Consider the following 25,746-nt stretch of genomic DNA (forward strand, 5'->3'; position numbering starts at 1 on the left):
CCCCCATGGTGTTTATTTGACCTTATAAAGATAAATTCTCCATACAGATTCGTGAGAATGAAATACATGATCCAAAATTAGATGGTTCTTTTCGGGATGTTCGATCGGCAAGCTTGAAAAAATATACCTTCCCCCCATTTTTTTAAATGGTTCCATATTCAAATCAAGATCTTTCAATTTAATTGTTGAATTTTTAGTAAACATATACCTTTTCCCGAGCTCGCTGCTGAATAGATAGCACCGCCCTCCCCACTCATCAAAATAAATCCGCAGCCTATTATTTTTACTAAGTTCTTTTTCAATGATTTGCCGAAATTGATATTTATACGAGAGCGGGTAAAAGTTGTTATATGTATCGAGAGTATAAAATCCGTTGTATTGAGCGATGGCAGGATGAAGCCCGAGACTTGCAACTCTGTAATCCTCAACAGGCATGCCGATATGTTTTTTAATTTCGGCGAATTGTTCCTCTGCGTAGAATTCTTTTACAGATGGTTTATTTTGATAGATAATTTCATCGTTAAAGCTGCCAAGCAAAAATACCTGAGCTAGAATACACGCCCCGATTACCCATTTTCTCCGGAATTCACTGTATAAAATTTTTAGTCCGAGAGCGAATCCAATATAAATAACGATAGGACGCAAAAAGTGAAATCTAGCAAAGTTGAAGGTATCCAAGAAATGAAAACGTTCCGTTAAAGGAAGCCAGCCCTTATAAAACCAGAAGGCATACCATGCTGATAAACAGAAATTGAAGCTTAATAAAAAGACAAAAGGCTTTTCAAGTTTCCATTTTCTTTTACGGATAATTATGTATAGAGCAATCAGAGTGACCGGCAGGATAATCAGGCCATGAACGGTCATAACATGTGTATGGCCTAATACAAAGTTCTTAAATGTGAGCCTTATGACTCGCCATAAAGGAAGTCTCGCATGAAAGTATTCATCACGGCTATTTGGTTCAGATGAAAATAAAAAGGAATAGATTAATCGGTATTCAACTATAAAAAAGACAAGTGTCATGTATCCGATGGAGACAAGAAAAGGGAAATTCCATTTCTTGTCTTTCATCACATCCACTATCCATAGAATACCCATAGCCGCTAAAAAAAAGAAAAAACCTAAGACGAAGCTTGAGTAAAAAGGAAGCAAGGTTAAAACAGCAATGCAGCGCCAAGAATGATTACCCTTTCTGATATTTAAAAAGGCCCATAAAGCAAGAGGCATTCCAAGCGTACTGAGCATCCCCTGGGGCCAGAAAGGTGTCAGGGCAAATGTTAAGGCAGTCCCTGCGATAATAAATAGATATTTCCTTTCTTTCATAAAATGGTCCTTCAAGAGAAGAAACATGCCCAAAAAGGCAAAAACTCTTGTTATAGATTGAGATAATGCATAAGCTGACATAGTCGGAAACCAATAATAAAGCCAGATTTGAAGATTCCATTCTGAACCGAGCGCATTTCTTGGGAGTCCGTTTATGATTTTCGGCAAAGTTCCATCCAGTCCGCTGAAGAGATAACCATTTTCGGTCAGTACTTTATACCAGGCAAGGTTAGAATCCAGGTTATCATGAATGCGAATGTGCGCATTTTCGTTTAGGATATAAAGTGGTGACACATATAAAGCAATTGCCAACATGCATAAAAAGATCAAAATGCGTTCAATTTTTTTATTCATTTTTTGTTCCATAAATTCACCTCGGGGATAAAGCAGGTGTGTTTTCTTTAATTTTTACAACTTCAGATAAAATATTCCATGTTTATTTCCGTATAAAAAAAGACTTGTTTTCACAAGTCCTTCTCGATTTTATTCATTGCTGTCAGAAAAATAAGGATTAAATCCAAGGTTTTTTCTAATTTCATCTGTTATTATGAGCTGTTCGTTCAAACGGAGCTCCTTATCAGATACAGTTTGTACACTGCCGTCATAATGCAAAGGCTTTTGTTCCATAATATATCACCCTTTACCTATTTGTGTCTATTGCGCCATTTAAAGTAAGTATTTTGCTTATTTTTGAATATTTTCCCTATTAATAAAAACATGTGCATCCTATTTATTAAATAGGATGCACATGTTTTTATTAATTATGATGGCTTACTGCATTAGATGCAGAGGTGCGATTTAGATCACGAACTTTTTTTATATTGATCCTTATTAGAAGAGAAATTGCTAAAGCAGCAACAAATGCACTTGCAAAAATATAGAGGGTCAAGGAATAGCTGTCAGTCGTTTCTCTGATCCATGAAACAACAAGAGGACCTGCCAGTCCTGCAGCCGCCCATGCCGTCAGAATATATCCATGGATAGCCCCAAGCTGTTTTGTGCCAAAAAGATCGCCAATATAAGCTGGAATGGAAGCAAATCCTCCTCCATAGCAGGTTAATATTAAGAAGATAAGGGCCTGGAATACGATGGCGTTTGTGACATTAGGCAGTAAAAGAAATGCAGCGGTTTGAATGGCAAAGAAAGCAGTATAGACGTTAGGACGGCCAATATAGTCTGATACAGATGCCCACCCTATTCGTCCAAAGCCATTAAATAACCCCATAATACCTACCATAGCAGCGGCTGCAGCTGTGCTTAAACCTGCAATATCCTGAGCCATCGGGGATGCTACTGATATTATTGCAATTCCACAGGTAACATTGATAAAAAGCATTCCCCACAAAGCCCAAAAACGCAGTGTTTTGACCGCTTCATTTGCTGTCATCTGTGACAGATCACTCTTTACAATTTCTGCGGCAGGCTGATTCCCTTTCTTATTTACAGGTATCCATCCCTCAGGAGGAGGAGCAAGATAAAGCGATGATGAGATCATGATGATAAAATAGACGGTTCCAAGTATATAAAAAGTCCTGTCTATTCCAACACTTGATATGAGGGATGCTATAACAGGACTGGCAATTAGAGATGCAAACCCAAAGCCCATTATGGCAAGTCCGGTCGCAAGTCCTCTTCTATCGGGAAACCATTTAACTAATGAGGAAACCGGGGTAATATATCCGATGCCAAGCCCAATGCCTCCAAGTACTCCATAAAAAAAATACAAAAGATACAAAGAACCAATACTTTCAGCAAAACCTGCTCCTATTAATCCTGCTGCAAAACATAGCGTAGAAACAAGACCGGAAGCTCTTGGTCCATATTTTTCAACAAAATGTCCCATAAATGCCGCAGATAATCCTAAAAACAGAATCGCAATGCTGAATGTAAGAGAGATTTCTCTTAACCCCCAATTATGCTCATCTCTGAGGGGATTGGTAAATACACTCCACGAATAAACAGAGCCAATTGAAATGTGGATCCCTACCGCCGCTGCTGCGATCAGCCAGCGATTTTTCGTTTTCGTCATTTTTTTCTCCTCTTTTCTGAGCATTAGGGTGAAGGCAGACACTTTGGTTGTCTGCCCTCATTTCCTTATTCCAGAGTTTCATTTTTATGACGCGCTTGATTTTCTTTACTTTGCGTGGTTTTTTCAATGTGCTCGGTCTCCTGACCCATTCCCTTCAAGAAACTGATCAGCATTGTGACTGCGCGGTTTACTTCAGGATCCTTCAGCGAGCGGGCAATGTCAAAATAGCTCGTTTTTTCTGATGGATTTTTATTTTCAGCCACTCTTGCAATTCCCGCATTCACTTTTAATAAAAATGGTTCCAGCTGCTTGACATTGATCATGCCAAGGACCCCTGTCATTAAAAGCAGATTTTTTAAACTGTTGGTTGTTTCTTTTTTATCTACTGTTTTAACTAAAATGTCCATTACTTTGTCACCCTGTCCGAATAAACCCTTTAATAAGGGCAAAATCCCTCTATCCTGCATGTGCTGAAGAATCTCAAGCGTATCAATAATAGCGTCTTTATGATCTATTAAAGCATTTTCAACTTCTCTTAAGTCATCTTTTCGCTTTTCTTCTTCTGTTTTTTCAATTCGGGTAATGGTTTTAGTTGCTTTTGCCAACCTTATTTCCCTCCTTCCTAACGAGGTCGCCTGGGAATGTATAATCTTTTCGCTTCCATTTTCTTTCTACTTCTACCCCTCTTTGAGGATTAGGGTTTCCATATCGGAAATTGGTTTTTGGCAGTGGATTGACACCCTCGATTTCCAGCACCTCAAGTTTTGCTTTTACTTCTTTATAAGCGGGTGTATCTGTGTCTTTATCTGCATAGCTGCTCGTAATAAGATTAATAGCTGATTCACCTGAATCATTCATCGGCAGGTACACTTCTTTTCCTTTCACACGATCTGTAATCACACATTTAACCTTTACTTTTCCATATGGAGATATCAGCCTGACAAGTGATCCGTCTTTTAGTCCGCGCTCCAAAGCAAGCTCAGGAGATACCTCAAGGAATACACTTGGTGTTTTTGAAGTAATTCCTTTTGATTTATAAGTCATATTGCCTTCGTGAAAATGTTCAAGCAGCCTTCCATTATTCACGTGAATATCATATTCATCTCCAAAATGGAGCGGCTTCGTCCAATCGACGGGAAAGAGGCGGGCCTTGCCGTCCGGAAAAGGAAATTCATTCAGGAAAAGGACCGGTGTATCTGTTCCATCAGCTGCTACAGGCCATAGAAGACTCCTGTACCCTTCAAGCCGCTCATAGTTTACTCCTGCAAAAAGAGGGGCGAGCATTGCTGCTTCTGACATAATGTCGGCAGGATGTTTATAATCCCAGTGAGCCCCAAGCTTATTCGCAATTTCCATGATGATTTTCCAGTCCGGCTTTGAGTCTCCTAAAGGTTCTAGGACCTGATATAAACGCTGAATTCTGCGTTCAGTATTCGTAAATGTTCCTTCTTTTTCAAGGCTTGGACTTGCCGGAAGCACAACATCAGCATATTCAGCTGTTTTCGATAAAAAGAGGTCCTGAACGACGAAGAAATCCAATTTTTCATAAGCAGCGTGGACGTAGTTCAAGTTTGAATCCACAATCCCCATTTCCTCTCCTTTTAAATACATCGCTTTCACACTGCCGGCATGAATCCCGGCCACCATTTCGTGGTTGTTTAAACCCGGGTGCGCCGGCAGTTTGACTCCCCATCCTTTTTCATATTTTGCACGTACAGCAGGATCGGTAATTTTTTCATAGGCAGGCAGCCTGTCAGGCATGCTTCCAAAATCACTTGCTCCCTGCACATTGTTGTGGCCTCTCAAAGGGTAAGAACCTGTTCCGGGACGGCCATAATTTCCTGTAATCAGCAGCAGGTTCGAGATGGCTGTACTCGTGTCGCTTCCTCCAGAATGCTGAGTGACGCCCATGGCCCAAAGGACAACTGTGCTTTTCGATTCATGGATCATCTCAGCTATTTTTATCAATTTGTTTTTAGATATGCCTGTCGTTTTTGCTGCATATTCCAGTGTGAATTTCTTTAAGCTTTCCTTATAGTCATCAAATCCATTTACTCTGTTCTTCAAAAATTGCATGTCTGCCCAGCCCCGGTCGATTATATAGTTGGTTACCGCAGATAGCCACACAATGTCTGTACCAGATTCAGGCTGAATAAATAAGTCGGAGCGCTCAGCCATTTCATGTTTTCTGAGGTCTGCGACAATCAGCTTCTGTTCATGCAGCTTGTGAGCCCGCTTCACTCTGGTGGACAGAACTGGATGCGATTCTGAAGTGTTTGAGCCGATGATCAGGACAAGCTCTGACATCTCAATATCTTTTATCGTGCCGGAATCCCCTCCATAGCCGACTGTTCGGAACAATCCCATTGTTGCCGGTGTCTGACAGTACCTTGAACAATTATCAATATTATTCGTGCCTATTACTGACCGGGCAAGCTTTTGCATTAAATATGATTCTTCATTTGTGCATTTCGAGGAACTGATAAAGCTCAGTGCGTCAGGCCCATGTTCATTTTTTATTTGAGAAAACTTTCGCTCAATCAGCGTCAGTGCCTCATCCCATTCAGCTTCCCGGAAGGAATCTCCTTCTCTGATCAGCGGCTTCGTAAGTCGTTCTTCGCTATTCACATAATCCCACCCGAACTTGCCTTTCACACAGGTTGAGATCCCATTGGCTGGTGCCTCAGCCTGAGGTTCAACCTTTAAGATTTCTCTCCCTTTCGTCCAAATGTCAAAGCTGCAGCCGACACCGCAATATGTACAGACGGTTTTTGTCTTTTTGATTCTCTCATCACGCATAGCTGATTCCATGTCAGATATAGCAAGGATTGAACCGTAGCCGGTTTCAACATTTTTCGTGATCTCAATCATCGGGCGCAATGTTTGTTTGGAGATTCCTGTTAAATACCCCGCTTCCCCTTCCATCCCCTTTTCCATCATTGCGTTGCATGGGCAAACAGTTGAACAATGACCGCAAGAAACACATGATGATTCATTGATCGCCACGTCGTTGTCCCAAATCACACGGGGCCGGTCTCGTTCCCAGTCAATTGAAAGGGTCTCTGTAACCTGTACATTCTGACATGCTTCTACACATCTGCCGCAAAGAATACATTGATCGGGATCATATCGGTAAAAAGGATTCGTCTGGTCTATTTCATAAGGCTTCGGGGCAAAGGGTATGCTTTGATGATTGATTTTCATTTCTTTCACCGTATTGTGTATTTCACAGCCTCCATTATTGTAATCGCAGACTGTACAATATAGCTCATGATTGTGCAAAATCCGGTCCATGCCAATGAGCTGGGCCTCTATTACTTCAGGTGATAATGAATCGATCACATCCCCGTTCCTGATCTCTGTTGAACATGCTCTCACAAATTCACCGTTTACTTTAATGATGCATGTATCACATGTTTCAATTGCACCAAGGCTCGGATGAAAGCAAACACTGGGGACCTCCAGTTTTTGGCCGGTAAGAATCTGGAGAGCTGTCTGATTTTCATTTACTTTGGCTTCGGATCCGTTTATTTTCACGCTAAAACTATCTGACAAAAAGACCTCCCCTTTCAAGAATAGTTGAAATGTTCAATCAATTTTCAATACAGCATTATATTTACCCTCTGCTATCAGGAACAAAACAAGGCGGCACTTTATGTAAGCGCTTCCTAAATTGTAGCAAGATTCTGTCTTTTCAACAATCGATAAACCTCAAACTGTTCATATCATGAAGGAATGAAACAAAAAAAGAGTTTCAGCTAAACTGAAACCCATCTTTTCTTAGCCTCCGCTTACAGGAGGAATGAACGCAACAGTATCTCCATCTTTAATTATATCACCTTCATTTGCAAAGCTTTCATTAATCGCGGTCATGACACTGCTTAATCCTTGCAGCCCGTGGTTATCCTGCAGCAGCTGTTTTAATTCGTGCACGGTAAGGCCCTTTTTGTCAATTTCCATTGCAGCGGTTCCGGCCTCATCCTGTAAATGGGCAAACAGCAAGATTTTAATCATTTTTCCCGCCCTCTTTCATGGGTTTTCCCTCAGGGTATGGTGTTTGCCCAAGCTGATCTCCAATCCACATTGTCCCATCTTCCCAATGTTCTTTTTTCCAGATTGGAACAATCTGTTTGATCCGCTCTATGGCATATTCATTTGCTTGATATGCTGTTTTCCTGTGTGGAGAAGAAACAGCAATCACAACAGCTATATCTGAAATCTCGAGCTTGCCTATGCGGTGGGTAATAGCTGTTATGGCATCCGGCCAGCGTCCTTTTATTTCTTCCCCAATTTGTTCAAGCATTTTTACAGCCATCGGTTCATATGCCTGATACTCTAAATGGAGCGTTCTTTTGCCATGTGTAAATTCTCTTACTGTCCCAATAAAAGCTGTAATGGCTCCAGCTTCTCTTCTTGCAACTTTATTCGTCACTTGATCAGCTGAAATTGGATGCTTCGTAATCTCAAAATATTCCTGACTCATGCTGACCCCTCACACTTCCTATTATGTAGTCGATATAATTCTGTTCATCTTCGATATGAAAGATTGGAACATGAATGTTTAAGCTGTGGATATCAAACCAAGAAATAACGCATATGATGCTGCTTAATTTTAATAGAGAGAGATCACTTTCCTCTTTTAATAAAACTACTTTTGGAAAATGTTCTTTCTTGTATCCCTCTATGAAAATTGTATCAATGGAGAGAGATTGGTAGATTTCCACCAGCTTTGCAAGCGGCCAATGCTGACCTGCCAAACTGAGCAAAAGGACACCATCGCCTTCAACCCCTGCTAAAACAGCCCCTGCTTTTGAATGGCGATCACTGTCTTTCACCTGAAATCTATGATCAGGAATGCCTCCGTGTCCGTGATGCTTGATTGTTCCAACTTGATGTCTGTTCTCTTCAGCTCTTTTTATGAGCTTTTCCAATAAAGTTGTCTTTCCTGCGTTTTGATGTCCGATTATTTGTATGACGGCACAATGTTTTCCCACGGCCAATCACTTCCCTTTTGATCATCCAATAATAGGACATCCACCATCATGCCAGCCTGATAGCCTCTCGTTCCTCCGGGAAGAATAATAAGTGCGTTTGCTTCAGCTAAGGATGAAACGGCACTTGATTTATCAAAGCCAGAAGGAAGAACAGTAAGCCGGCCCTCATTAAAATGAAGCTCAGCCCTTACAAACCTGGTAAATGGATTAGCCTTGGAAAAATCCTCGCCCAAATAAGCTTTTTCTTTTCTTACATGCGGTGATAGGTGAAAATTGTGATGCCGGATGACAGGCCTGACAAACAATTCAAATCCAACAAAACAAGCAGAAGGATTTCCCGAAAGGCCAACCAGCAATTTTTGATCTAAAGCAGCAACGGTAGTGACACTTCCCGGCCTCATCGCAATTTTATTAAAAAGAACATCTGCACCGAGCTTTTCATAAATTGCAGGCAAATAATCATAATCACCAACAGACACTCCGCCAGTTGTAATCAACAGATCGACTTGACTTAGTGCTTCTCTCACGGCATTGATGCATTGTTCAAGATCATCGCTGAATTTCCCGAAATACTTCGCCTCTCCGCCTGCCCGTTCAATTTGAGCGAGAATCATATAAGAGTTGCTGTTGCGGATTTTTCCAGGCTGCAGCGGTTCATTGACATCAAGCAGTTCACTGCCCGTTGCAAGCACTCCGATTACTGGCTTTTTCGCTGCCGGAACCTCATGATACCCGAACGTCGCAAGCAAAGCGGCAATGCCTGGGGTAATGACGCTTCCTTTTCCGGCAAGTATGGTTCCTTTTTTTGTATCTTCCCCTTGAAAAGAGATGTTTTCTCCGCTTTTCAAGGGGCGCTTTAATTCAAATCTTTTTCCTTCTTCCCCTGCAATCTCTTTCGTTAGTTCGAGCATGACAACCGCATCTGCCCCTTCAGGTAATTGAGCTCCGGTCATAATTCTTACAGCCTGATTCCGTCCAACAACGGTATGAAAGACAGAACCTGCTCCAATTTCTCCTATGACTTCAAACACGCCTGGATTCATCCTCGTGATTTGAGCAGTATCTTCAGAACGGACAGCAAATCCATCATATGGGGACCTGTCAAAAGACGGCACATCATGGTCTGCGATTAAATCTTCTGCTAAAAATCGCCCATATGAGTTTTCAAGCGCCACAAATTCCACTTTTCCTCTAATAGCAAAGTCCATGACTTTTTGAACAGCGTCAGAAACTGCAATAGGTGTCCTTTTTTCAACCAAACTGCCATCTCCTCTCTATTGATTATCCCCCGATATGAGACATCTCTACTTTATTCCTCTGGCCAGTCTCACTTGTCCGTTCATCTGAGTACCGGTCGCTTCGTTGATTCCATATTTCCCGAATGATCGCTTTCAGCTCCATATCGCTTTTTCCAGAACGAAGCAGTTGTCTAAGCTCTGTCCCTTTTGATGCAAAGAGGCAGGTGTATAGCTTGCCTTCAGCAGATATGCGGGCCCGTGAACAAGTGGAGCAAAAAGAATCGGTCACTGACGAGATGATCCCGATTTCAGCAGATTGATCTTGATACTCATATCTTTCAGCGACTTCTCCGGTATAGTTTGGAGGAATCTTGTTTAAAGGATGACGTTCTCCTATCAAACTTAAAATTTCACTTTTTGAAACAACATGGTCAAGCTTCCAGCCATTAGAGTTTCCCACATCCATATATTCAATAAATCTGAGGGTCTGCCCTTGAGCTTTGAAATAATCGGCCATCGGAAGAACGTCCTCATCATTTACCCCTTTTTGAACAACCATATTAATCTTGACCTGCAAGCCGGCAAAGGCAGCTGCCTCAATTCCTTGCAGGATGTTTTTCACCTTGCTGCGGCGGCCATTCATCTCGGCAAAACGCTCTTCATTTAAAGAATCCAAACTTACCGTGACGCGTCTTAAACCTGCCTCATACAGTTCAGCAGCAAACCCTTTTAAAAGCGATCCATTTGTCGTTAACCCGATGTCGTCAATCCCATCGACCTTTTTTAGCATCCTTATTAAGACAGGAAGCTCTTTTCTGAGCAGAGGTTCCCCTCCAGTCAGACGGAGTTTTTTTACACCTAAAGATGAAAAGATGACAGCTAATCTCTCAATCTCCTCAAAAGATAAGATTTTCTCAGATGACAAGAAAGAATAATCTGGGCCGAATAACTCCTCCGGCATGCAGTACCGGCAGCGGAAATTACACCGGTCTGTGACTGAGATTCTTAAATCTCGGAGCGGACGGTCCCATGAATCCAGTTCAGAATTTTTCATATCCTTCGCCTCTTTTCTGTTATGTATTTTACATGTAAGCTTCAGAATATGCTAACTAAATGAAACAATCAGATATTTCGTTCCGGAATGATTCTTTGAGGATATGTATAGACATTCAAGGATGAATCCCTAATAAATCCGACCACTGTAATTCCAAGTTCTTCAGCAAGCTTCAGCGCTAATTCAGTTGGAGCTGATTTAGACAATACGATTTCACATCCGATTTTAGCGGTTTTTATGAGAATTTCTGAAGAGATTCTCCCGCTGAAAACAAGGATTTTATTATGAACGGAAATATTATTTTTAAGGCAGTGTCCATAAATCTTATCCAGCGCATTATGTCTTCCAATATCCATTCTGCAAAGGATCACCCCATTTTCATCACAAAGGGCTGCATTATGCACACCTCCTGTTTGATGAAAAACACCAGCCCGGCTCTGCATATCATTCATAAGTGAAAAACATTTATCTGAGGTAATTTGAACATGTATACCGTCAATTTTTTTTGCTGTCCTTGCATCACTTGCAAAGACAAAGCCCTGCCGGCTCATCCCGCAGCATGATGTGACATAGCGTTTATTTTGAAAATGCTGAAAATAAGGATTGTCTTTCCGGGTGTTTACGTGTACAAACCCTGCTTTTTCCTGAATCCAGATTTCTTTTATATCATCACAGTCCTGAATGATTCCTTCTGACGCCAGATACCCGATCACCATGTCTTCAATAAATTCAGGCGAGCAGATCATCGTGACAAATTCTTCCCCGTTAACCTTTATGGTTACCGGATATTCAGTAACGATTGAATCCACTTCCCCAATAGCGCTTCCGTCTGAAATGCGGAGTATTTTGCGTTTTACTTCGACTGGTTTCAAAATGCCTGCTCCTTTACCCCTTTTTTCTCCCATATTTACATTATGATAATCCAACTTTTGTTTTTTTGAAAGGAGCAAATATAAAGGCTCTCCCACATATAGTGAGAAAGCCCCCATTCTTCATCCTGAAAATGGCTTCATATTCTTTCCGTAAAAAATTTCATCCATTTCAATTTTTAACCGGTCTGTAATTTCGTTTCTTTCATTTTTACTGAGCTTGTCCTTCGTATAACCGAATAAATAATTATTTAAATCAAATTCCTTCAGTTTGCATTTAGTATGAAAGATGTTCTGAGGGTACACATTAACATCGATCATGTCATATGCGTCTTTCACCTGTTCAGGGATGTAATTTTGAATAGAATTGATGTCGTGGTCAATAAACAGCTTTTCGCCGTTAATATCCCTCGTGAAACCCCGCACCCGGTAATCCATTGTCATTATATCTGTATCAAAGGAATGGATTAAATAATTTAGTGCTTTGAGGGGTGAGATTTCCCCGCAAGTTGACACATCAATATCCGCTCTGAAGGTGCTGATTCCTTCATTCGGGTGGTATTCAGGATATGTATGGACGGTAATATGGCTTTTATCAAGCTGCATAACGACCGAATCGGGAAGCGGACCTGGTGATTCTTCGTACGATTCATTAGGAACTTCTACAACTGGACCCTCGGATACTAGAATTGTCACGCTTGCCCCCTGCGGCACATAGTTTTGCTGTGCCACATTCAGTACATGCGCACCGATAATATCCGTAACATTTTTTAAGATTTTGGTTAAACGCTCAGCATTGTACTGCTCATCAATATATTGGATATAAGCTTCACGTTCTTCTTTTGTTTTCGTGTAACAAACATCATACATATTGAAGCTCAGCGATTTTGTCAGGTTATTAAATTCGTGCAGTTGAATCCTCTGTTCAGAAGTTAGTTTCAAGATTCTTGTTCTCCCTTCGATTTAGAAAAAATCTCTCTTAAGATGCTAAGTTTTTAACAGGTCATTTTGTTAATATATTACCCACTTTAGAAAGGAAGAAACGGATCGATCTGAATTCAGAAAAACAATTCCTTAAAAATAAGGCTTATTTTTTTATAATGGCATGGGGTTTTTCGCCAATTCAAATACCTATGCTCGTTCATATAAATAGAGCATACGAGCTAAAAAGGAGATCTTTTTATGACAGGAAGGAAGAATAACAAGAGAAGACCACGCTGTATTTTCCCTGATTATAGATGGTGCGGTCCCGGCTGCAGCGGCCCCGGATTTCCTATCAATGATGTTGATGCCTGCTGTCAAAGACATGACCGCTGTTTAGACCGTGGAATTTCGTCTTGCGAATGCGATCATGCGTTTATAGAGTGTCTTCGCCCGAAAATCAACAATCATACACAAAAAGGACGAAACGCTTCACTAATGTACAAAGTAATGAAATTAAAAACATTCTTTACTTGCGGCGGCTGATTCAATTTAAGATATCTTCCCAAATCAACAACCATTAAATATCGCATATGCTGTAATAATTAAATTTTTTATATGGTGCGAGGTGCCTGCATGAAAGAAACTGAATATGAATTAGAAGTCATCGGCGCTTGGCTTATTGTGGCGGGCACATTCATTAATGCATCCGGAGAAAGCATAAATTTAATTGGTGAAGAAGAACTTTCTTATAAATTGACTGGCCCGGGCAATGCGATTGAAGCAGCAGGAAATTCGCTTCAGGCAATCGGGAAATCAGGTCATCACGAAAAAAAAGTGAGTGAATTCGGAAGCTGGCTGCAGGCAGCAGGAAATTCGGCAAACGCTGCATCGAGGGTATATCTTCTTGATGGTCGAAAGAAAGATGGCCATTATCTTGATGTTATTGGAAATGTGATTCAGTCACTGGGGGCGTCTGCAGAAGCAATCGGAACTGCTGCACAGAAGGATCGTGAACAGCTGACTGCAGGAAATCTTTTAATTGCAAGCGGCTCTGCTGTCGATGGTCTAAGCGGCATTTATTTTTTAAAGGAACATCATGCAGAAGGGAGAGCGCTTGCATGGTTTGGTGCATATCTTCAGGCAGTAGGTGCACTGCTGGCAGCAGATGCCATAACATCAGAAGGTACGAGTTAACGATTATCGCATTTTGCATGCAAAGATAGTGAAGCCTACATTAGAGGCTTCTCTTCTCGTTTCCTCTCTTAAAATTCCCTGTTGCCTTAGCTAAAAGAAGCTGAATATCTTCCTCTGTTTCTGCAGAGTCTGCATTTGCAAGGAATTTAGCTGCTGCCTTGCCTTTCAAAACTTTTATTAGTTTTCCAGTCCAATAAATGAATACCGTTTTATCTTTTGTTGTTTGATAGCTAAAAACCTCTTCATTTAACTTATTTCTTTTATCCGTATTTCCCATTTATTTAATCTCCTTAAAGAGATATAATTATCTTGATTTTTTTATAAGGGACCTCCGCCAGTCAGCAGGCCAATCATTTTATTAATGTGATAAAATCGGCTCTTTTTCTGGATGTCTTCTGTTAAAGGAATCATTTTATATTGAAAAATGTTTCCCAAAGATTGTTCCTGGTAACGGTATTCACCCATAGTGTTAAAGTTCGTTCCAGTCGACAGAACAAAAGCTCGATTTTCTTTAATTTTAGAAATTTTTGCATTAGAATAATTGATTGTGTGTCCAATTCCTTCAATCTCCTCGATGACTCCAACTTCATCTCCAACTTGTAAGGTATTTAACCATTCTAGATATTGTTCTTTCTCCATTTTCCTTTTCCCTCCTTGTGGTTTGTTTGTAATATTTGTCCTTCTAAAATAATACGGTAATTTATGTAAAAGGTTTCATCAATAATGAATAATCTAGTTATTAAAAGTATTTATTAAACATTGCTGACCATAAGTCCAATACCGACGCATATGGCAGCCAAAATCATAAAGTAAATATTTTAGTTGTTATACTATCTTACTTTTCTAGTTCTAAGAAAAACGTTTCTTCATTTTGAACATCCCATTTAATATTAACTTTTATAATTTCATCTTCAGATGTAACCGAACATCCTGAACAAGAAGAGGATATTTTAACAGTTGACCCTTTATGAATATCTTCAATCAGCCGAGTTTCATCATCATTAATAACAATCTGAAGATTCTCAAATGCTGTATCATTTTTTGCATTTTTGAAACTGAAAGTATATTCTCCATTTTCTCTTGTACCATCGATATTTGTAGAGTATTCGCCTTTCCAGTTGTCACTTTCTCCATTAAAACGGATAAATTTATTACCACAGCCAACCAAGAAAATTACCAAAGAAATTAATAAGATTGTTTTTTTCATACTAACCTCCTTTGATACTGTCCTGCTATTACCTTATGCTTCTGTTTTATGGTTAATCCTTCTTCAAAAAGGGGACGATCACTATGTGCAGCAATCGCCCCCTTCAGTTGAACAAGATAGATAACGAACATTTCAACTTTGGCTAAACCATTTACGCAGTTGGTTAATATGAGCTTGATGATATCTATTATGGTCTGCTATGTGCCAAATACCCCATTGGATTGTGGCTTCGACACCATTTTCATATTCAACTGTTTGATTTAATTGTTTATCTGTTAACTGGCAGCATAAAGTTTTAATCATACTTAAAACATCATCATAATCATTAGTGAGCACATCCAGAGAAATGCCTTTATGCTGCGGTAATTGATTTTTTTCATCTAACATCGGTCCAAATTTCTCTTCAAGTTCTAATGGCATTACCTCACCCTTTATTCTAAACACCCAGTTGAGGTCTAAGTAAGCTAAATGCCTTAGTAATTGGGCTGTACTGTTATATTTCTGGTTAGGACCTTTATAATCTAATTCCTCTTGTGACATTCCAGCAACAATAGATTTTAAACGTTTATAATTTCCGTCCACCATTGAATAAAGAATTCCTGCAACAGGTTCCATATCAGGTTCGCCTTTTAAATCTAAAATCATCCAATCACTCCTAAGTTCTTGTTATGCTGTCAATCTATTTTACCATATATTCCCATTATTTGTTCGATAATCCTGACTATACTCTCAACAAATAAAAGCAATCACATTGCTGCAATCGCCCCTTTTTACTGATTAAAAAATAACGTTATTTCTCTCTGTCGGTTTACTATTCAAAGTCTTATTTGAGAATATAAAGAGTTTCCAAGTTATAGTCCCTAACAATGCTCCAAATGTATTTAATAGTAAATCATCTATGTCAGTTGATCGTCCAATCGGAAAAGAATATTGTATAACTTCTATAAAAATGATAGCAAAAAACGTTTAATTACTAGATTTTTCTCGACACTATTAATGATAAAATGAATCCACTTTAACAGCCTTTCATAACACTTCCCTTTTTGAATAACTGTATTTTCACTTAAGAGTGACGTTATCACCAAACCGAGAAAGTTCATTATCGAACCTTTCTGATACCTTGATATGTATAAAGTGATCACATAGTAATGGAATGGCACCTTTAGTTAGAGAAGATTCATTACTTGGAGAATACCAATGGTCAATCAAAAAGCCGATCCCAATTGGAATCGACCGTACGTTTTTTGAAACAGTAGTTGCTTTTTACTGTTTGTTATTCACTTTTCTCCATCACTGCAAAATAATTCTCTTCACTATCGGCAAAGTTAAATACTCTCCCAGAAGGCATATTTACGATTTCTCCGACGATGACATTTTCATTTACTAAGTGGCTGTGTAATTGATCGAGATTCTGTGTGAAAAACATTAAGGAAGGTGTACCAAGATTTAGTTCAGGCTGCATTTTTGCGATTAATTCTTTGTTGTGAAGAATAATACTTGTTTCAACATCATTTGCTGGGGCTATTTCAATCCATCTCATTCCTTGACCGTTTTCCTCTTCGGAAATAACCGTGAACCCAACTTTTTCTGTCCAAAATTTTACTGCCTTATCTTGGTTATTTACATATACCATGATTTGTCCAACCTGATTAATCATTCCTATTCACTCCTTAAATTCGCTTTGCTGAAAGCTTTCACACCTTAGAACAATACTTTCCAGTTTAAAATGATGAAAAAACTTTAAATTCTGATTCCTAATGGAATCGATCCTGCCCAATTGTTATTATTCAACAAAAAAAGACGTTATCCTTCCCATAATTAACGCCAACGATTGTTGAAGAAGCTTTTCTGACTGCTATCCGCTTCATTGACATCGATTCACAGAGTGTTGATTCTCTCACTCTCCTTTTTAATATTGGATGACTTTCGTTAAAACAGATGACTGCTTATCAAGAAGACTCTCATAGGCAGATAAAATTTGGTCAATATGGACAACTTCCTTTACATACTCGGAAACATCAATTCTCTTATCTTTCAGCAGCCGCAAAAATTCATCTATATTGCGTCCTTCTGTCCATCTGACAAACCCGATGGGATAGTCGCTTGCTTCACGCTCGTATTTCGGATCGTAGCGGCCTGGCCCCCCAGCACGGGAAATTCTTATCTGTGCCTCTTTAGCGAACATATCGCTTCTTGGAAAATTAGGTTCTATATCACCGACGATGACTACTTTGCCTTTGTCCCTGATCCATTTAAGGCTTTGGGCAGTAAGAGGAGACTGTTTGCCTCCAGCACATAAAAGTACAGCATCCGCTCCGTGTCCATATCCGTCTTTTTTCAGCTCTTCTTCCATTTTCTTATGATCTGAAAAGCAGGTAATGTTAGGTCTGCTGCAGAACATTTCTGTCCTCTTTAAGGACAGGTCGTAAGCATATACTTCATAAGCGGCAGCATCTGCGATCTGTGCAATCAGCTGTCCGATGATACCCAGACCTGCTACTACAGCCTTATCTCCAAATTGCAGCTCTGCAACCCTTAAAGCGTGTATCGCAATGGCACCAAGACCGGATAAGGCAGCTTCTTCAGGCTTCACGTGATCCGGCACTTTACCGCACAGTGTATGTGGGACAAGCAAATACTCTGCATGCCGGACGTAAGGCGCCCCATAACATGCAACAAGATCTCCCTCTTTGAAGCCGGAATTATGATCCCCACACTTTTCTACAATGCCGACTGCGCTGTAACCAAGGTAAATGCAGCGATCCGTGCTCAGTTTAAGCGCCGAAATCTCTGTACCCGGACTGATGACCGAGTACAGGGTTCTTATTAAGAGGGAAGTCTTTGGGACATCCTCGGGCTTTTCTACATGCAAAAGCTGAATCTGATGATTTTTCGCCGCAACTGTTTTCATCTTTATTCACCGCCCTTTATTCTTCTTGAGTCAACTGAGTCTTTTTTCGAGAGGTTTTTGCTGATGCGCTGATAAAAAATTTTATCGTCCATTAAATCAGACAAATAAATCCGCAGCTCTTTTCTTAGTTCGTTTAATTCTTTTGAATAGAGTCCAAGATCTGTATACAAACTGAAGGTCGGAATGATCTCTCTGAAAAGAAAATAGCGGGACGGTTTATAGACTTTCTCGCCTCCTTGCCGCTCTGCTACTTTTTTAACGGCTGGAATGCTCAATGTCTCAATTCGGATCCTCTCCTGGGTTTCTTCGCTCGAAATAAAATCAACAAACGATTGCGCGGCTTTTTTCTTTTTCGAGTGTTTGTTTACCGCAAGACCGATAATAAGCAGAAGAGTTTTAGGATCTTTTAAATAAGGGAGCGGAGCTATATCATAGGAAACTTCATGACTGGCTATTTCATTCAGGCTGAAATACGATGACATGATCATGGAAGCCTTTTGATCGACAAAAAGCGTTTCGGCATCTTTATTGCTGTCTGATAGAAACGTCTGCATAATTCCCTGCTCATCAAAAATTTTCCGAATGAGATTGACGCTCTCAAGCAGGCCATTCATGGCCACCTCCCCATCCGCGCTGTATTCTGCAGCAACGCGGTTTTGAAGTAGAAAGATCGGCCACCTGTTTAACGACAGGGGATGAAAATATAAGCCGCAGGTGCCTTCTTCTTTTGAAAAATTCATGAGCCTGCCTGCAGCGGAAAGCGCCTCATCCCATTTCCAGCCGCTGTCCGGATAGCTGATGCCTGAAGCATCAAAATGATCCTTGTTATAGCAAAGAACAATTGGAGAGAAGACGAAAGGACGGACGTAAACTTCATCCTGATATTCTCGTGTCTCAAATGGCTTTTGAAGAAATGGATAAATACTATCGTTTTTATTCATAGGCTCAAACACATTTCGAAATTCCGTATCAAAATCAGAGTAATCTTTATAATTAATTGTGACCGCATCGAGCATTTCGTTTTCCATAAAGTCCTGAACGGTCTGCTGATAGTGATCGTACGGAAGCGAAATCGTCTGGATTTTCACGGATGGGTTTTCTTCTTCGAATTGTTTGATCAGCTTTTGAAAGACAGCATCTTTCAGCAGATTCGGGTAATAACCGACTCTTAGGATTGTCTGGTCAAAAGGCTGACTTGAAATGACCTGATTTCCGATCCTTGACTTTTTTACAATCAGTCCTTCAGAAACTAGTTCTTCAAGACCTTTTCTGACAGAATTTTTACTGAGCCCGTATTGTTCAGCCAGGATGAGCTCCGACGGGAGATACTCCCCCACCTTATATTCTCCTTCGCTGATTTGTTTTCTTAAACTCGTTAGCAAATGATTCAGCTTTACTTTAAATTCTTCGCGACTGATCTTTCCGCTCATGATTGTCTAACCCCTTCTGGAAAAAATTATTTGATGCCTGAGAGTGCAATTCCTTTTACAAAGTAGCGCTGAAAGAAAAGGAAAATTAGAAAGGTTGGGATAAATGAAAGAACAGATCCCGCCATTTCCACCCCGAAATTCCCTTCCTTTGTCAACAGCGACGCTAAACCGACTGTTACCGGGTACATATCCGAACTTGTTGTAAAGATAAGGGGTGTCAGTAGATCGTTCCAATTTGAAATGAAAGAGAACGTTCCAACAGTTGCAATTACCGGCTTTGCAAGCGGCAGATAAATTCTGAAAAAGACGGTAAAATCGTTTGCTCCGTCAATATGGGCTGCTTCTTCCAGGTCTTTCGGCAGCGTCATCATATACTGCCGGACAAAGAATACTCCCATGATTCCCCAAATTTCAGGCACAATCAGCGGCAGATAGGTGTTGATCCATCCAAATTCACTGAACATAATATAGCGGGGAATTATCAGAAGCTGATTTGGAAGCATGACGACTCCCATCATCACCCAAAAAATAAATTCTCTGAAAGGAAATACTTTTCTTGCAAATATATAACCAAGTATAGCTGAAAAAAACATATTCGTTATTACAGGAATAATCGTAATAATAAAAGAATTTCCAACCCATTTTATAAACTGGCCGCTTTCGAGAATATAGCCGAAGTTTGCCATCGACACCTTTTCCCCAAAAAGCCAATTAAAGGGATTCCCAATCGGCGACCTCATTTCAAGAAGAGAACCGACAATCATTATGAAAAAGGGCATAATAAACAAAATTCCCATCAGCAGCAAGGGTGCATAAATCCAATTTGAACGAACAGCCGTTTTCATCTGGCCGAGTCCCCTCCTTATTTATAGGAAATTTCTTTTCCCATATATTTTTTCTGAAGCAGTGAGATGCCAAGGATTATAACAAACAGCACGTAGGCAAGCACACTCGCATAGCCGAGCCGAAGTGATGTAAACCCTTCCTGGTACAAGTAATAAACGATTGTAGTCGTTGACTGGCTCGGACCGCCTGATGTCAGGATAAAGGCCGAGTCAAAGATCTGGAAGGAGCCAATGGTTGTAATGATGGCCACATAAAAGTGAATGGGCAATAAAAGCGGAAACGTAATTTTCCAAAATATTTTCCAGGAAGAAGCACCATCGATTTTCGCCGCTTCATACAGCTCACCAGGCATCGATTGCAGCCCGGCATAGTAATAAATCATTGTGCTTCCGCAGACTTTAAAAATAGACAGACCGGCTAAAACAATCAGCGCCTGCTTGGAATCCGATAGAAACAGCTGGGGATCCATGCCAAGTGCGGTGAGCAGCGTATTGATAAATCCTTCATTTGTACCTTTGAAAATCCACGCCCATATTCCTGAAATGACAACAAACGATGTAACAACCGGGAGAAAGAACAGGCCTTTGAAAAATCCTGTTCCCCGCTTTCCGCTGTTGATTAAAAGAGCAAGAATAAGACCGAGAGCCATTGTCGGAACAATATAATAAAAGGAAAAAAGAACTGTATTCCAGATGGCTTTCAGGGCCAGCTGATCTTTAAACAAGGCCATCCAGTTTTTTAGCCCAATAAATTGCGGTTCCCCAATAACAGGCCAGTTTGTAAACGTCAGCACAAGACTGAAAAGAATCGGGAACAGCTGAAAGATGGCAAAGTGGATCAGAATCGGCACTAGAAAGATATAGATTAGACCGTACTTATCCCAATGGCGTTTAACTTTTTGTTTTCTGCTATGCCTATATGATAGAGGCTGTGTAGCTGTGTTAACATGGACAGGCTCCATTTTTCCCGCTCCTTTCGTGATTAAAAGAGAAACAAATCGCTCCTCCGTATGCTGGGAGAAGCGATTTGTTTCTCCTTGGGAGTATTTTAGAAGAAAAAGGAAGATCCATTAGATGCACCTCCCTTTTCACCTTCAGGTTCTATTGCTTATCGATTTCCGCCTGTATTACTTCCGCAGCTGCATCCGCTGCTTGTTTTGGAGATTTGCTGCCTTCAAGCATCATCTGCAGCTCCGCCTGCACTTTGGGCATCACATCACGTGCTACAGGGTGAATGACGCCAGGCTTTGTGAGAGGAAGCCATTCAGTCATCTGCTTCATATCTGGATCATTATTATACATATCAGAAGCCGATTTGCGCGGCGGTATATACTTTGTCACTTCATTAAAGGCTCTTGTATTTTCTGAGCTTGTCATCACTTCAATCAGCTTAGCAGCCGCTTCTTTATTTTTGCTGCTTGTCGGCACAACGAACATGCCTGTAGTGCCGAACGTTACTTGTTTCTCTCCTTTAAGCGGCGGACCCAGAACATAGTCTGTCATGCCTCTTTCCTTTAATGTACTGATTGTAATTCCTGTAGCATTTGCAGCAAGCATCTTTCCTTCTGCAAAAAGAGAGAATTGATCGATTGTACTGATGGAATCCTTAGGAATCCATCCTTTTTTATACCAGTCGTTGACTGTTTGAAAAGCTTTGATTCCTTTTTTGTTATTAATGACAACTTTTCCATTCTCATCAATGACATCTCCGCCTGCCTGCCAGAGGATCGGATACAAGGTTCCATTTAGCGTATTTCCTCCTTCAAAGCCTCTTGCATAATATCCTTTAGCTACAGCTTTTTCCGCCAGTGCGTTAAATTCCTCCCAAGTCTCCGGCACATCTTCTTTACTTGCGCCAATATCTTCAAGAACTTTTGTATTGTAGACATTTGCAACTACTTCATGGAGAATAGGAAGTCCGTAAAGTTCGTCTTTATAAGTGACCGCTTCCAAAGAACTCTCCGGAAAATCGGACCGGTCAAAATTTCCGCTCAGCAAATCTGTGATCGGCGTAAGGACTCCTCTGTCTGCAAACTGTCCCATCATATCAGGAATGAGGTAGAAAACATCCGGTCCTTGATTGGCTGCAAGTGCCGTCAGAATTTTTTGCTCCCTGTTTGCCCACGGGATTTCTTCAAATTTAATCTTTAAATCAGGGTATTCTTTCTTAAATTCAGCAGCCATGTTCTCGAATACTTCATTTTGCTTTGACTTCAGTTCATTTCCTACGTACGGATGAATCCATACTGTGAGTTCCCCTTTGAACTTGCCGTCAGCTGTTTTCCCATCAGTAGATGCCTCATTGCTGCAGGATGCCAGCATAATAACTAAAACCAGTGACATCAGAATCTGAACAATATGTTTCCCCTTCATCCTTCTCCCCCCTCATTGGTTCACATCTGGTACTTAAGTTTATATTACGAGAGCCTAATTCCGTAGTCAACATTTTTTATTGATTATTCAGAAAATTATTTGTTTAACGTTTTCTCTTGTGATTGATCCTTTCTACCAGTTCAATGGACTGCAGCATCTCCCGCTGAGTGACAGAGCTTTTTCCCGTCATAAAGAAGTGAACAGACGCATTTGCAATTCCTTCAAACAACGTGCCTGGTTCGAGGTTTTTCCATATGATTGACGAGCCATCTCTGAGTGTTGCTTCTGCTGAAAAAGGCTGCTCGCCCGCCAGATCTCCCTGCAAAACCGCTTTTGTTCCGTTTTGAAAGTGCATGCTGATTATCTCAACTCCGGGTTTTAGTTCCGCATGCACATCGTCTGGCATTCCCCCCATGACTGCCATAATCATCTCCGTCAGATGAATTCCATACCAAAAATACCCCGGGAACGTCTTTTCAAATAACAATGGCCCTTTAACCGTCAATGATAAAGGGGGATGTTCCATCGTATTTGCCCATCTCTGAAAACCAGATTCAAACCTGAGGGCAGATGCACTCATAAACGGTGTTCCGGTTTTTATGCTGATATCAGCAATCTCTTTTGACTCAGCAAGAGTGATGGAAAGAGGTTTATCAATAAAGACCGGCTTTCCCCATTTGCTTAATTCAGAGAAAAAAGAAAGACGTTTGTAAGGATCTAAGGCAAGCAAAAGGAACGCATCACATTCTTCGCACAGTTTTTCTAGAGAAAGTTCGGCAAGTCCCTGCTCCTGAATCAGCAGAGTCTGTATACGGTCCTTCCGCTTTGCACTGAGAGGGATGTCTTCTGAAAAGACGGGAGCAAATGCCGTAACAGCAGTCTGTTTAAACCTGCCGCTGTTGATCACTTTTGTAAAGGACAAGGAGTGGCTGCTGTCGCATCCGATAATGCCGATTTTCATCATAAACTATCACATACTTCCAATAGCTTTCCATTTTTCAAGATGTCCAGCAACAAATGCATCATCGTTCAGTTGAGGATAATCACGGTATACCCTCGTAATTTCTTCTCCCTGCCCCGGACTCAGCTCTTCATCCGGAAGAAGGCACCAGCGCCCTTTAAGAAGACCCTGCCGGGAGAGAACTTCATTAATGCCAGCTATACAGCCCTTAAACCCATTGGCTGCATCAAAAACAGCTGCATTTGCATCCGTTACCTGCTGATTCAGGAGAAGCAATTCAGACGGAATGCTTGCTGTTTTTCTTGCTTCCTTGATTCTTCCGAACAGTTCAACGGCAATCTTTGTCCAGATGGACCATTGTCCGAGAAGTCCGCCTGCAATCTGCTTTTCAACAATCGAGCCATTTACATTGAACGAAAATGTTGTCAAAAGGTCAATCACAATGTTATCGTCGTTTCCTGTATATAAAGCGATTTGATCGGCACGGGACGAATGACAGACTGCTCTGGCTACATCAAGGGTCTGATACCTGTTAAATGGAGCCATCTTAATCGCATGGACGTTTTCAATGTCAGCAAACTCCCTCCAAAAATCATAGCTGAACACCCTTCCTCCTACTGCAGGCTGCAGATAAAAACCAAAGACCGGGATGTGCTCTGCAATTTCTTTTATTCTATTTAAATGCTGCTCTTCTGTAAGATCTGTTAAGCCTCCCATACTTACGAGCCCAAGATCAAAGCCTGTGCCTGCTGCAAATTTTGCCTCCCTGATTGACTGTTGAGTGGGCCCTGCTATTCCTGCAACTTTAATAAAAGGCGTAGAACCCGTCTTCATTTCCGCTTCTTCAGCTGCCATCGCAAGAACTTTTTCATAAAGATTAAATTCCTGGTTGCGGATTTCAAATTGGGTAGTATGTACCCCGACAGCTATTCCGCCTGCCCCGGCATCCATATAATAGCGGGTTAATGCCCGCTGGCTATCTTCATCAAGTGTTCTGTCCGCATTGAGGGCAAGAGGATGAGCCGGTATGACAGTGCCCTCATATAACAGCTCTTTCATTTCATGTTTAAGCATTAATAAGCTCCCTGCCTTTCCTGAAAGTGGGTCGGCTTGTTGTGTGTTTCCCCTTTCGCTTCAATCCACTCGGCTGTCCAATCAATCATCTGCATCAGTGAGACTTTAGGATATCCGAAAAGCTGATGAGAGTGTGACGCATTGTTTAATAACGCTGTTGACTGCTCTTCTCCCGTAAAACTTGCTTTTTTGTTGAAACGTGAAGCAAACTGCTCAGAAATCCAACGCACAGATATCTTTTCAGGGCCAGTTATATTCAGGATTTTTGGAGGTGAGCTGCACAGAGAAATAGACCTTAGAGCATATTCATTCGCATCTCCCTGCCAAATGACATTAACATGCCCCATCGTAACATCAACCGGCCTGCCTTCATAAACACACTTTCCAAGTTCAAGGAGTACGCCATATTTCATGTCAATTGCATAATTCAGCCTGAAAAGAAGGGCCGGTGTTCGATTTTTATGGGAAAAATAGGTCATGATGCGTTCTCTTCCAAGACAGGACTGAGCGTACTCCCCTACTGGATTGACAGGATAATCTTCCGTACATTCGCCCTGTACAACCGATGTGAGCGGATACACATTTCCGGTTGAAAAAACAACGATGCGGCTCTTTTGATACTTTTCTGCAACTCTCCCAGGCAAATAGGCATTCATTGCCCATGTAAAATGCTCATTGCCCTGTGTACCGAACTTATTGCCTGCCATATAAATCACGTTTTCTGCCTGAGGCAGCTTTTGAAGATCCTCATCATTCAGCAGATCTGCTATAATCGTTTCAATCCCGCAGGCTTCAAGCTCTTCTCTCAAATTTCCTGAAGAAAAACGAGATACTCCAATGACCCGCTTTGAAACTCCGGCTTCATCAATGGCCCGCTTAGCAAGTTTTGCCAGAGTAGGCCCCATCTTTCCTCCGATGCCGAGGATGAGAAGATCGCCGTCAAGCATTTTCATCTCCGCAATCAGTTCTTTTGAAGGGGATGTCATCATTTCCTCTACTTTTTCATTTGTAAGCATTTGTTTCACTCCCGACATAGTTAATTTATATTTCCTGAAGGATTTTTTTCACGTTTCCTAAGCTTGTTTTTTTTCCGTACCTGCAATCTTCCAGCCCTTCAAATTCGATAGACAAATACCTTGAGTAGCCTGATTTCCTGATAACCTCTAAGATGTCCCTCATATTTAAATCGCCGCCGGCAATTGCACCTTTTAGGCAGTTGCCGTATTTCGTTGTGAACCAGCCCTCTCCCATTTTTGATAGTGCTTGGCGGTAATAGAAATCCTTGATGTGAACCATTGAGAAAACATATCAGGTTTTCAT

The 25,746-nt window shown here is 40.9% G+C and carries 29 protein-coding genes; 2 read left to right on the forward strand and 27 right to left on the reverse strand.

Features of this window, described 5'->3' with window-relative positions; genetic code table 11:
* Positions 1-12: 12 nt before the first annotated feature.
* From K8L98_RS12755 to speD, 12 genes are all read right to left on the reverse strand, one after another.
* A complete protein-coding gene (locus tag K8L98_RS12755) occupies positions 13-1,689 on the reverse strand; it encodes a DUF6044 family protein (RefSeq protein WP_223435202.1) in 1,677 nt (558 codons plus the stop codon).
* 117 nt (positions 1,690-1,806) lie between these two features.
* A complete protein-coding gene (locus tag K8L98_RS12760) occupies positions 1,807-1,950 on the reverse strand; it encodes a hypothetical protein (RefSeq protein ID WP_223435204.1) in 144 nt (47 codons plus the stop codon).
* 130 nt (positions 1,951-2,080) lie between these two features.
* A complete protein-coding gene (locus tag K8L98_RS12765) occupies positions 2,081-3,352 on the reverse strand; it encodes an L-lactate MFS transporter (protein ID WP_223435205.1) in 1,272 nt (423 codons plus the stop codon).
* Between the two features lie 65 nt (positions 3,353-3,417).
* A complete protein-coding gene (locus tag K8L98_RS12770) occupies positions 3,418-3,957 on the reverse strand; it encodes a helical membrane plugin domain-containing protein (RefSeq protein WP_223435207.1) in 540 nt (179 codons plus the stop codon).
* Positions 3,941-6,907: a formate dehydrogenase subunit alpha gene (gene fdhF / locus K8L98_RS12775; RefSeq protein ID WP_223435209.1), complete on the reverse strand. Its 2,967-nt coding sequence runs from the start codon at positions 6,905-6,907 to the stop codon at positions 3,941-3,943. Before fdhF ends, K8L98_RS12770 begins: the two co-directional genes overlap by 17 nt.
* 225 nt (positions 6,908-7,132) lie before the next feature.
* Positions 7,133-7,366: a molybdopterin converting factor subunit 1 gene (gene moaD, locus K8L98_RS12780; RefSeq protein WP_223435211.1), complete on the reverse strand. Its 234-nt coding sequence runs from the start codon at positions 7,364-7,366 to the stop codon at positions 7,133-7,135.
* The gene (locus tag K8L98_RS12785) at positions 7,359-7,835 is read right to left on the reverse strand and encodes a molybdenum cofactor biosynthesis protein MoaE (RefSeq protein WP_223435213.1); all 477 of its coding nucleotides are present in this window, start codon (positions 7,833-7,835) and stop codon (positions 7,359-7,361) included. The genes moaD and K8L98_RS12785 overlap by 8 nt, the downstream gene beginning before the upstream one ends.
* Positions 7,816-8,346, reverse strand: coding sequence for a molybdopterin-guanine dinucleotide biosynthesis protein B (gene mobB / locus K8L98_RS12790; RefSeq protein ID WP_223435215.1), 531 nt, complete (start codon positions 8,344-8,346; stop codon positions 7,816-7,818). The genes K8L98_RS12785 and mobB overlap by 20 nt, the downstream gene beginning before the upstream one ends.
* On the reverse strand, positions 8,316-9,605 hold the full coding sequence (locus tag K8L98_RS12795; RefSeq protein WP_223435217.1) for a molybdopterin molybdotransferase MoeA: 1,290 nt from the start codon (positions 9,603-9,605) through the stop codon (positions 8,316-8,318). Before K8L98_RS12795 ends, mobB begins: the two co-directional genes overlap by 31 nt.
* Positions 9,606-9,627: 22 nt before the next feature.
* The gene (gene moaA, locus K8L98_RS12800; protein ID WP_223435219.1) at positions 9,628-10,638 is read right to left on the reverse strand and encodes a GTP 3',8-cyclase MoaA; all 1,011 of its coding nucleotides are present in this window, start codon (positions 10,636-10,638) and stop codon (positions 9,628-9,630) included.
* A gap of 68 nt (positions 10,639-10,706) precedes the next feature.
* Entirely contained in the window at positions 10,707-11,510 is an 804-nt protein-coding gene (gene fdhD, locus K8L98_RS12805) for a formate dehydrogenase accessory sulfurtransferase FdhD (protein WP_223435221.1), read from the reverse strand.
* 120 nt (positions 11,511-11,630) lie between these two features.
* A complete protein-coding gene (speD, locus tag K8L98_RS12810; protein WP_223435223.1) occupies positions 11,631-12,449 on the reverse strand; it encodes an adenosylmethionine decarboxylase in 819 nt (272 codons plus the stop codon).
* Positions 12,450-12,689: 240 nt separating this feature from the next.
* On the opposite strand from speD, the gene K8L98_RS12815 reads away from it, so the two are divergent.
* Complete coding sequence (locus K8L98_RS12815) at positions 12,690-12,974, forward strand: phospholipase A2 family protein (RefSeq protein ID WP_223435225.1); 285 nt, start codon at positions 12,690-12,692, stop codon at positions 12,972-12,974.
* A gap of 90 nt (positions 12,975-13,064) precedes the next feature.
* Positions 13,065-13,625, forward strand: coding sequence for a DUF6944 family repetitive protein (locus K8L98_RS12820; RefSeq protein WP_223435227.1), 561 nt, complete (start codon positions 13,065-13,067; stop codon positions 13,623-13,625).
* Between the two features lie 40 nt (positions 13,626-13,665).
* Here K8L98_RS12820 and K8L98_RS12825 read toward each other — a convergent pair whose 3' ends face one another.
* The 15 genes from K8L98_RS12825 to K8L98_RS12895 all read right to left on the reverse strand — a co-directional run bounded on the left by K8L98_RS12825 (position 13,666) and on the right by K8L98_RS12895 (position 25,722).
* Positions 13,666-13,902 carry a hypothetical protein gene (locus K8L98_RS12825; protein WP_223435230.1) on the reverse strand — a complete coding sequence of 79 codons (237 nt, stop codon included), beginning with the start codon at positions 13,900-13,902 and terminating at the stop codon, positions 13,666-13,668.
* Between the two features lie 41 nt (positions 13,903-13,943).
* Complete coding sequence (locus tag K8L98_RS12830) at positions 13,944-14,264, reverse strand: hypothetical protein (RefSeq protein WP_223435232.1); 321 nt, start codon at positions 14,262-14,264, stop codon at positions 13,944-13,946.
* Positions 14,265-14,460: 196 nt separating this feature from the next.
* Positions 14,461-14,832: a hypothetical protein gene (locus K8L98_RS12835; protein ID WP_223435234.1), complete on the reverse strand. Its 372-nt coding sequence runs from the start codon at positions 14,830-14,832 to the stop codon at positions 14,461-14,463.
* A gap of 132 nt (positions 14,833-14,964) precedes the next feature.
* On the reverse strand, positions 14,965-15,477 hold the full coding sequence (locus K8L98_RS12840; RefSeq protein ID WP_223435235.1) for a DinB family protein: 513 nt from the start codon (positions 15,475-15,477) through the stop codon (positions 14,965-14,967).
* A 132-nt stretch (positions 15,478-15,609) separates the two neighbouring features.
* Positions 15,610-15,786 carry a VanZ family protein gene (locus K8L98_RS12845; protein WP_223443389.1) on the reverse strand — a complete coding sequence of 59 codons (177 nt, stop codon included), beginning with the start codon at positions 15,784-15,786 and terminating at the stop codon, positions 15,610-15,612.
* Between the two features lie 319 nt (positions 15,787-16,105).
* Positions 16,106-16,489 (reverse strand): VOC family protein, encoded by a 384-nt coding sequence (locus K8L98_RS12850; RefSeq protein ID WP_223435237.1) that lies wholly within the window; start codon positions 16,487-16,489, stop codon positions 16,106-16,108.
* A gap of 252 nt (positions 16,490-16,741) precedes the next feature.
* Complete coding sequence (locus K8L98_RS12855) at positions 16,742-17,743, reverse strand: zinc-dependent alcohol dehydrogenase (protein WP_223435238.1); 1,002 nt, start codon at positions 17,741-17,743, stop codon at positions 16,742-16,744.
* 2 nt (positions 17,744-17,745) lie between these two features.
* Positions 17,746-19,173 carry an extracellular solute-binding protein gene (locus tag K8L98_RS12860; protein ID WP_223435240.1) on the reverse strand — a complete coding sequence of 476 codons (1,428 nt, stop codon included), beginning with the start codon at positions 19,171-19,173 and terminating at the stop codon, positions 17,746-17,748.
* Positions 19,174-19,199: 26 nt separating this feature from the next.
* Positions 19,200-20,018 (reverse strand): carbohydrate ABC transporter permease, encoded by an 819-nt coding sequence (locus K8L98_RS12865; RefSeq protein WP_223435242.1) that lies wholly within the window; start codon positions 20,016-20,018, stop codon positions 19,200-19,202.
* Positions 20,019-20,035: 17 nt separating this feature from the next.
* Complete coding sequence (locus tag K8L98_RS12870; RefSeq protein ID WP_223435244.1) at positions 20,036-20,980, reverse strand: carbohydrate ABC transporter permease; 945 nt, start codon at positions 20,978-20,980, stop codon at positions 20,036-20,038.
* Between the two features lie 139 nt (positions 20,981-21,119).
* Entirely contained in the window at positions 21,120-22,391 is a 1,272-nt protein-coding gene (locus K8L98_RS12875) for a sugar ABC transporter substrate-binding protein (protein ID WP_223435245.1), read from the reverse strand.
* A gap of 103 nt (positions 22,392-22,494) precedes the next feature.
* Positions 22,495-23,355 (reverse strand): Gfo/Idh/MocA family oxidoreductase, encoded by an 861-nt coding sequence (locus K8L98_RS12880; RefSeq protein WP_243550966.1) that lies wholly within the window; start codon positions 23,353-23,355, stop codon positions 22,495-22,497.
* A 6-nt stretch (positions 23,356-23,361) separates the two neighbouring features.
* Complete coding sequence (locus K8L98_RS12885; protein ID WP_223435247.1) at positions 23,362-24,426, reverse strand: dihydrodipicolinate synthase family protein; 1,065 nt, start codon at positions 24,424-24,426, stop codon at positions 23,362-23,364.
* On the reverse strand, positions 24,426-25,442 hold the full coding sequence (locus tag K8L98_RS12890) for an NAD-dependent epimerase/dehydratase family protein (protein WP_223435248.1): 1,017 nt from the start codon (positions 25,440-25,442) through the stop codon (positions 24,426-24,428). Before K8L98_RS12890 ends, K8L98_RS12885 begins: the two co-directional genes overlap by 1 nt.
* Before the next feature lie 25 nt (positions 25,443-25,467).
* On the reverse strand, positions 25,468-25,722 hold the full coding sequence (locus K8L98_RS12895; protein WP_223435250.1) for a hypothetical protein: 255 nt from the start codon (positions 25,720-25,722) through the stop codon (positions 25,468-25,470).
* Between the last annotated feature and the right edge of the window lie 24 nt (positions 25,723-25,746).

It is taken from the genome of Metabacillus dongyingensis (assembly GCF_019933155.2).
GTDB classification, from domain to species: domain Bacteria; phylum Bacillota; class Bacilli; order Bacillales; family Bacillaceae; genus Bacillus_P; species Bacillus_P dongyingensis.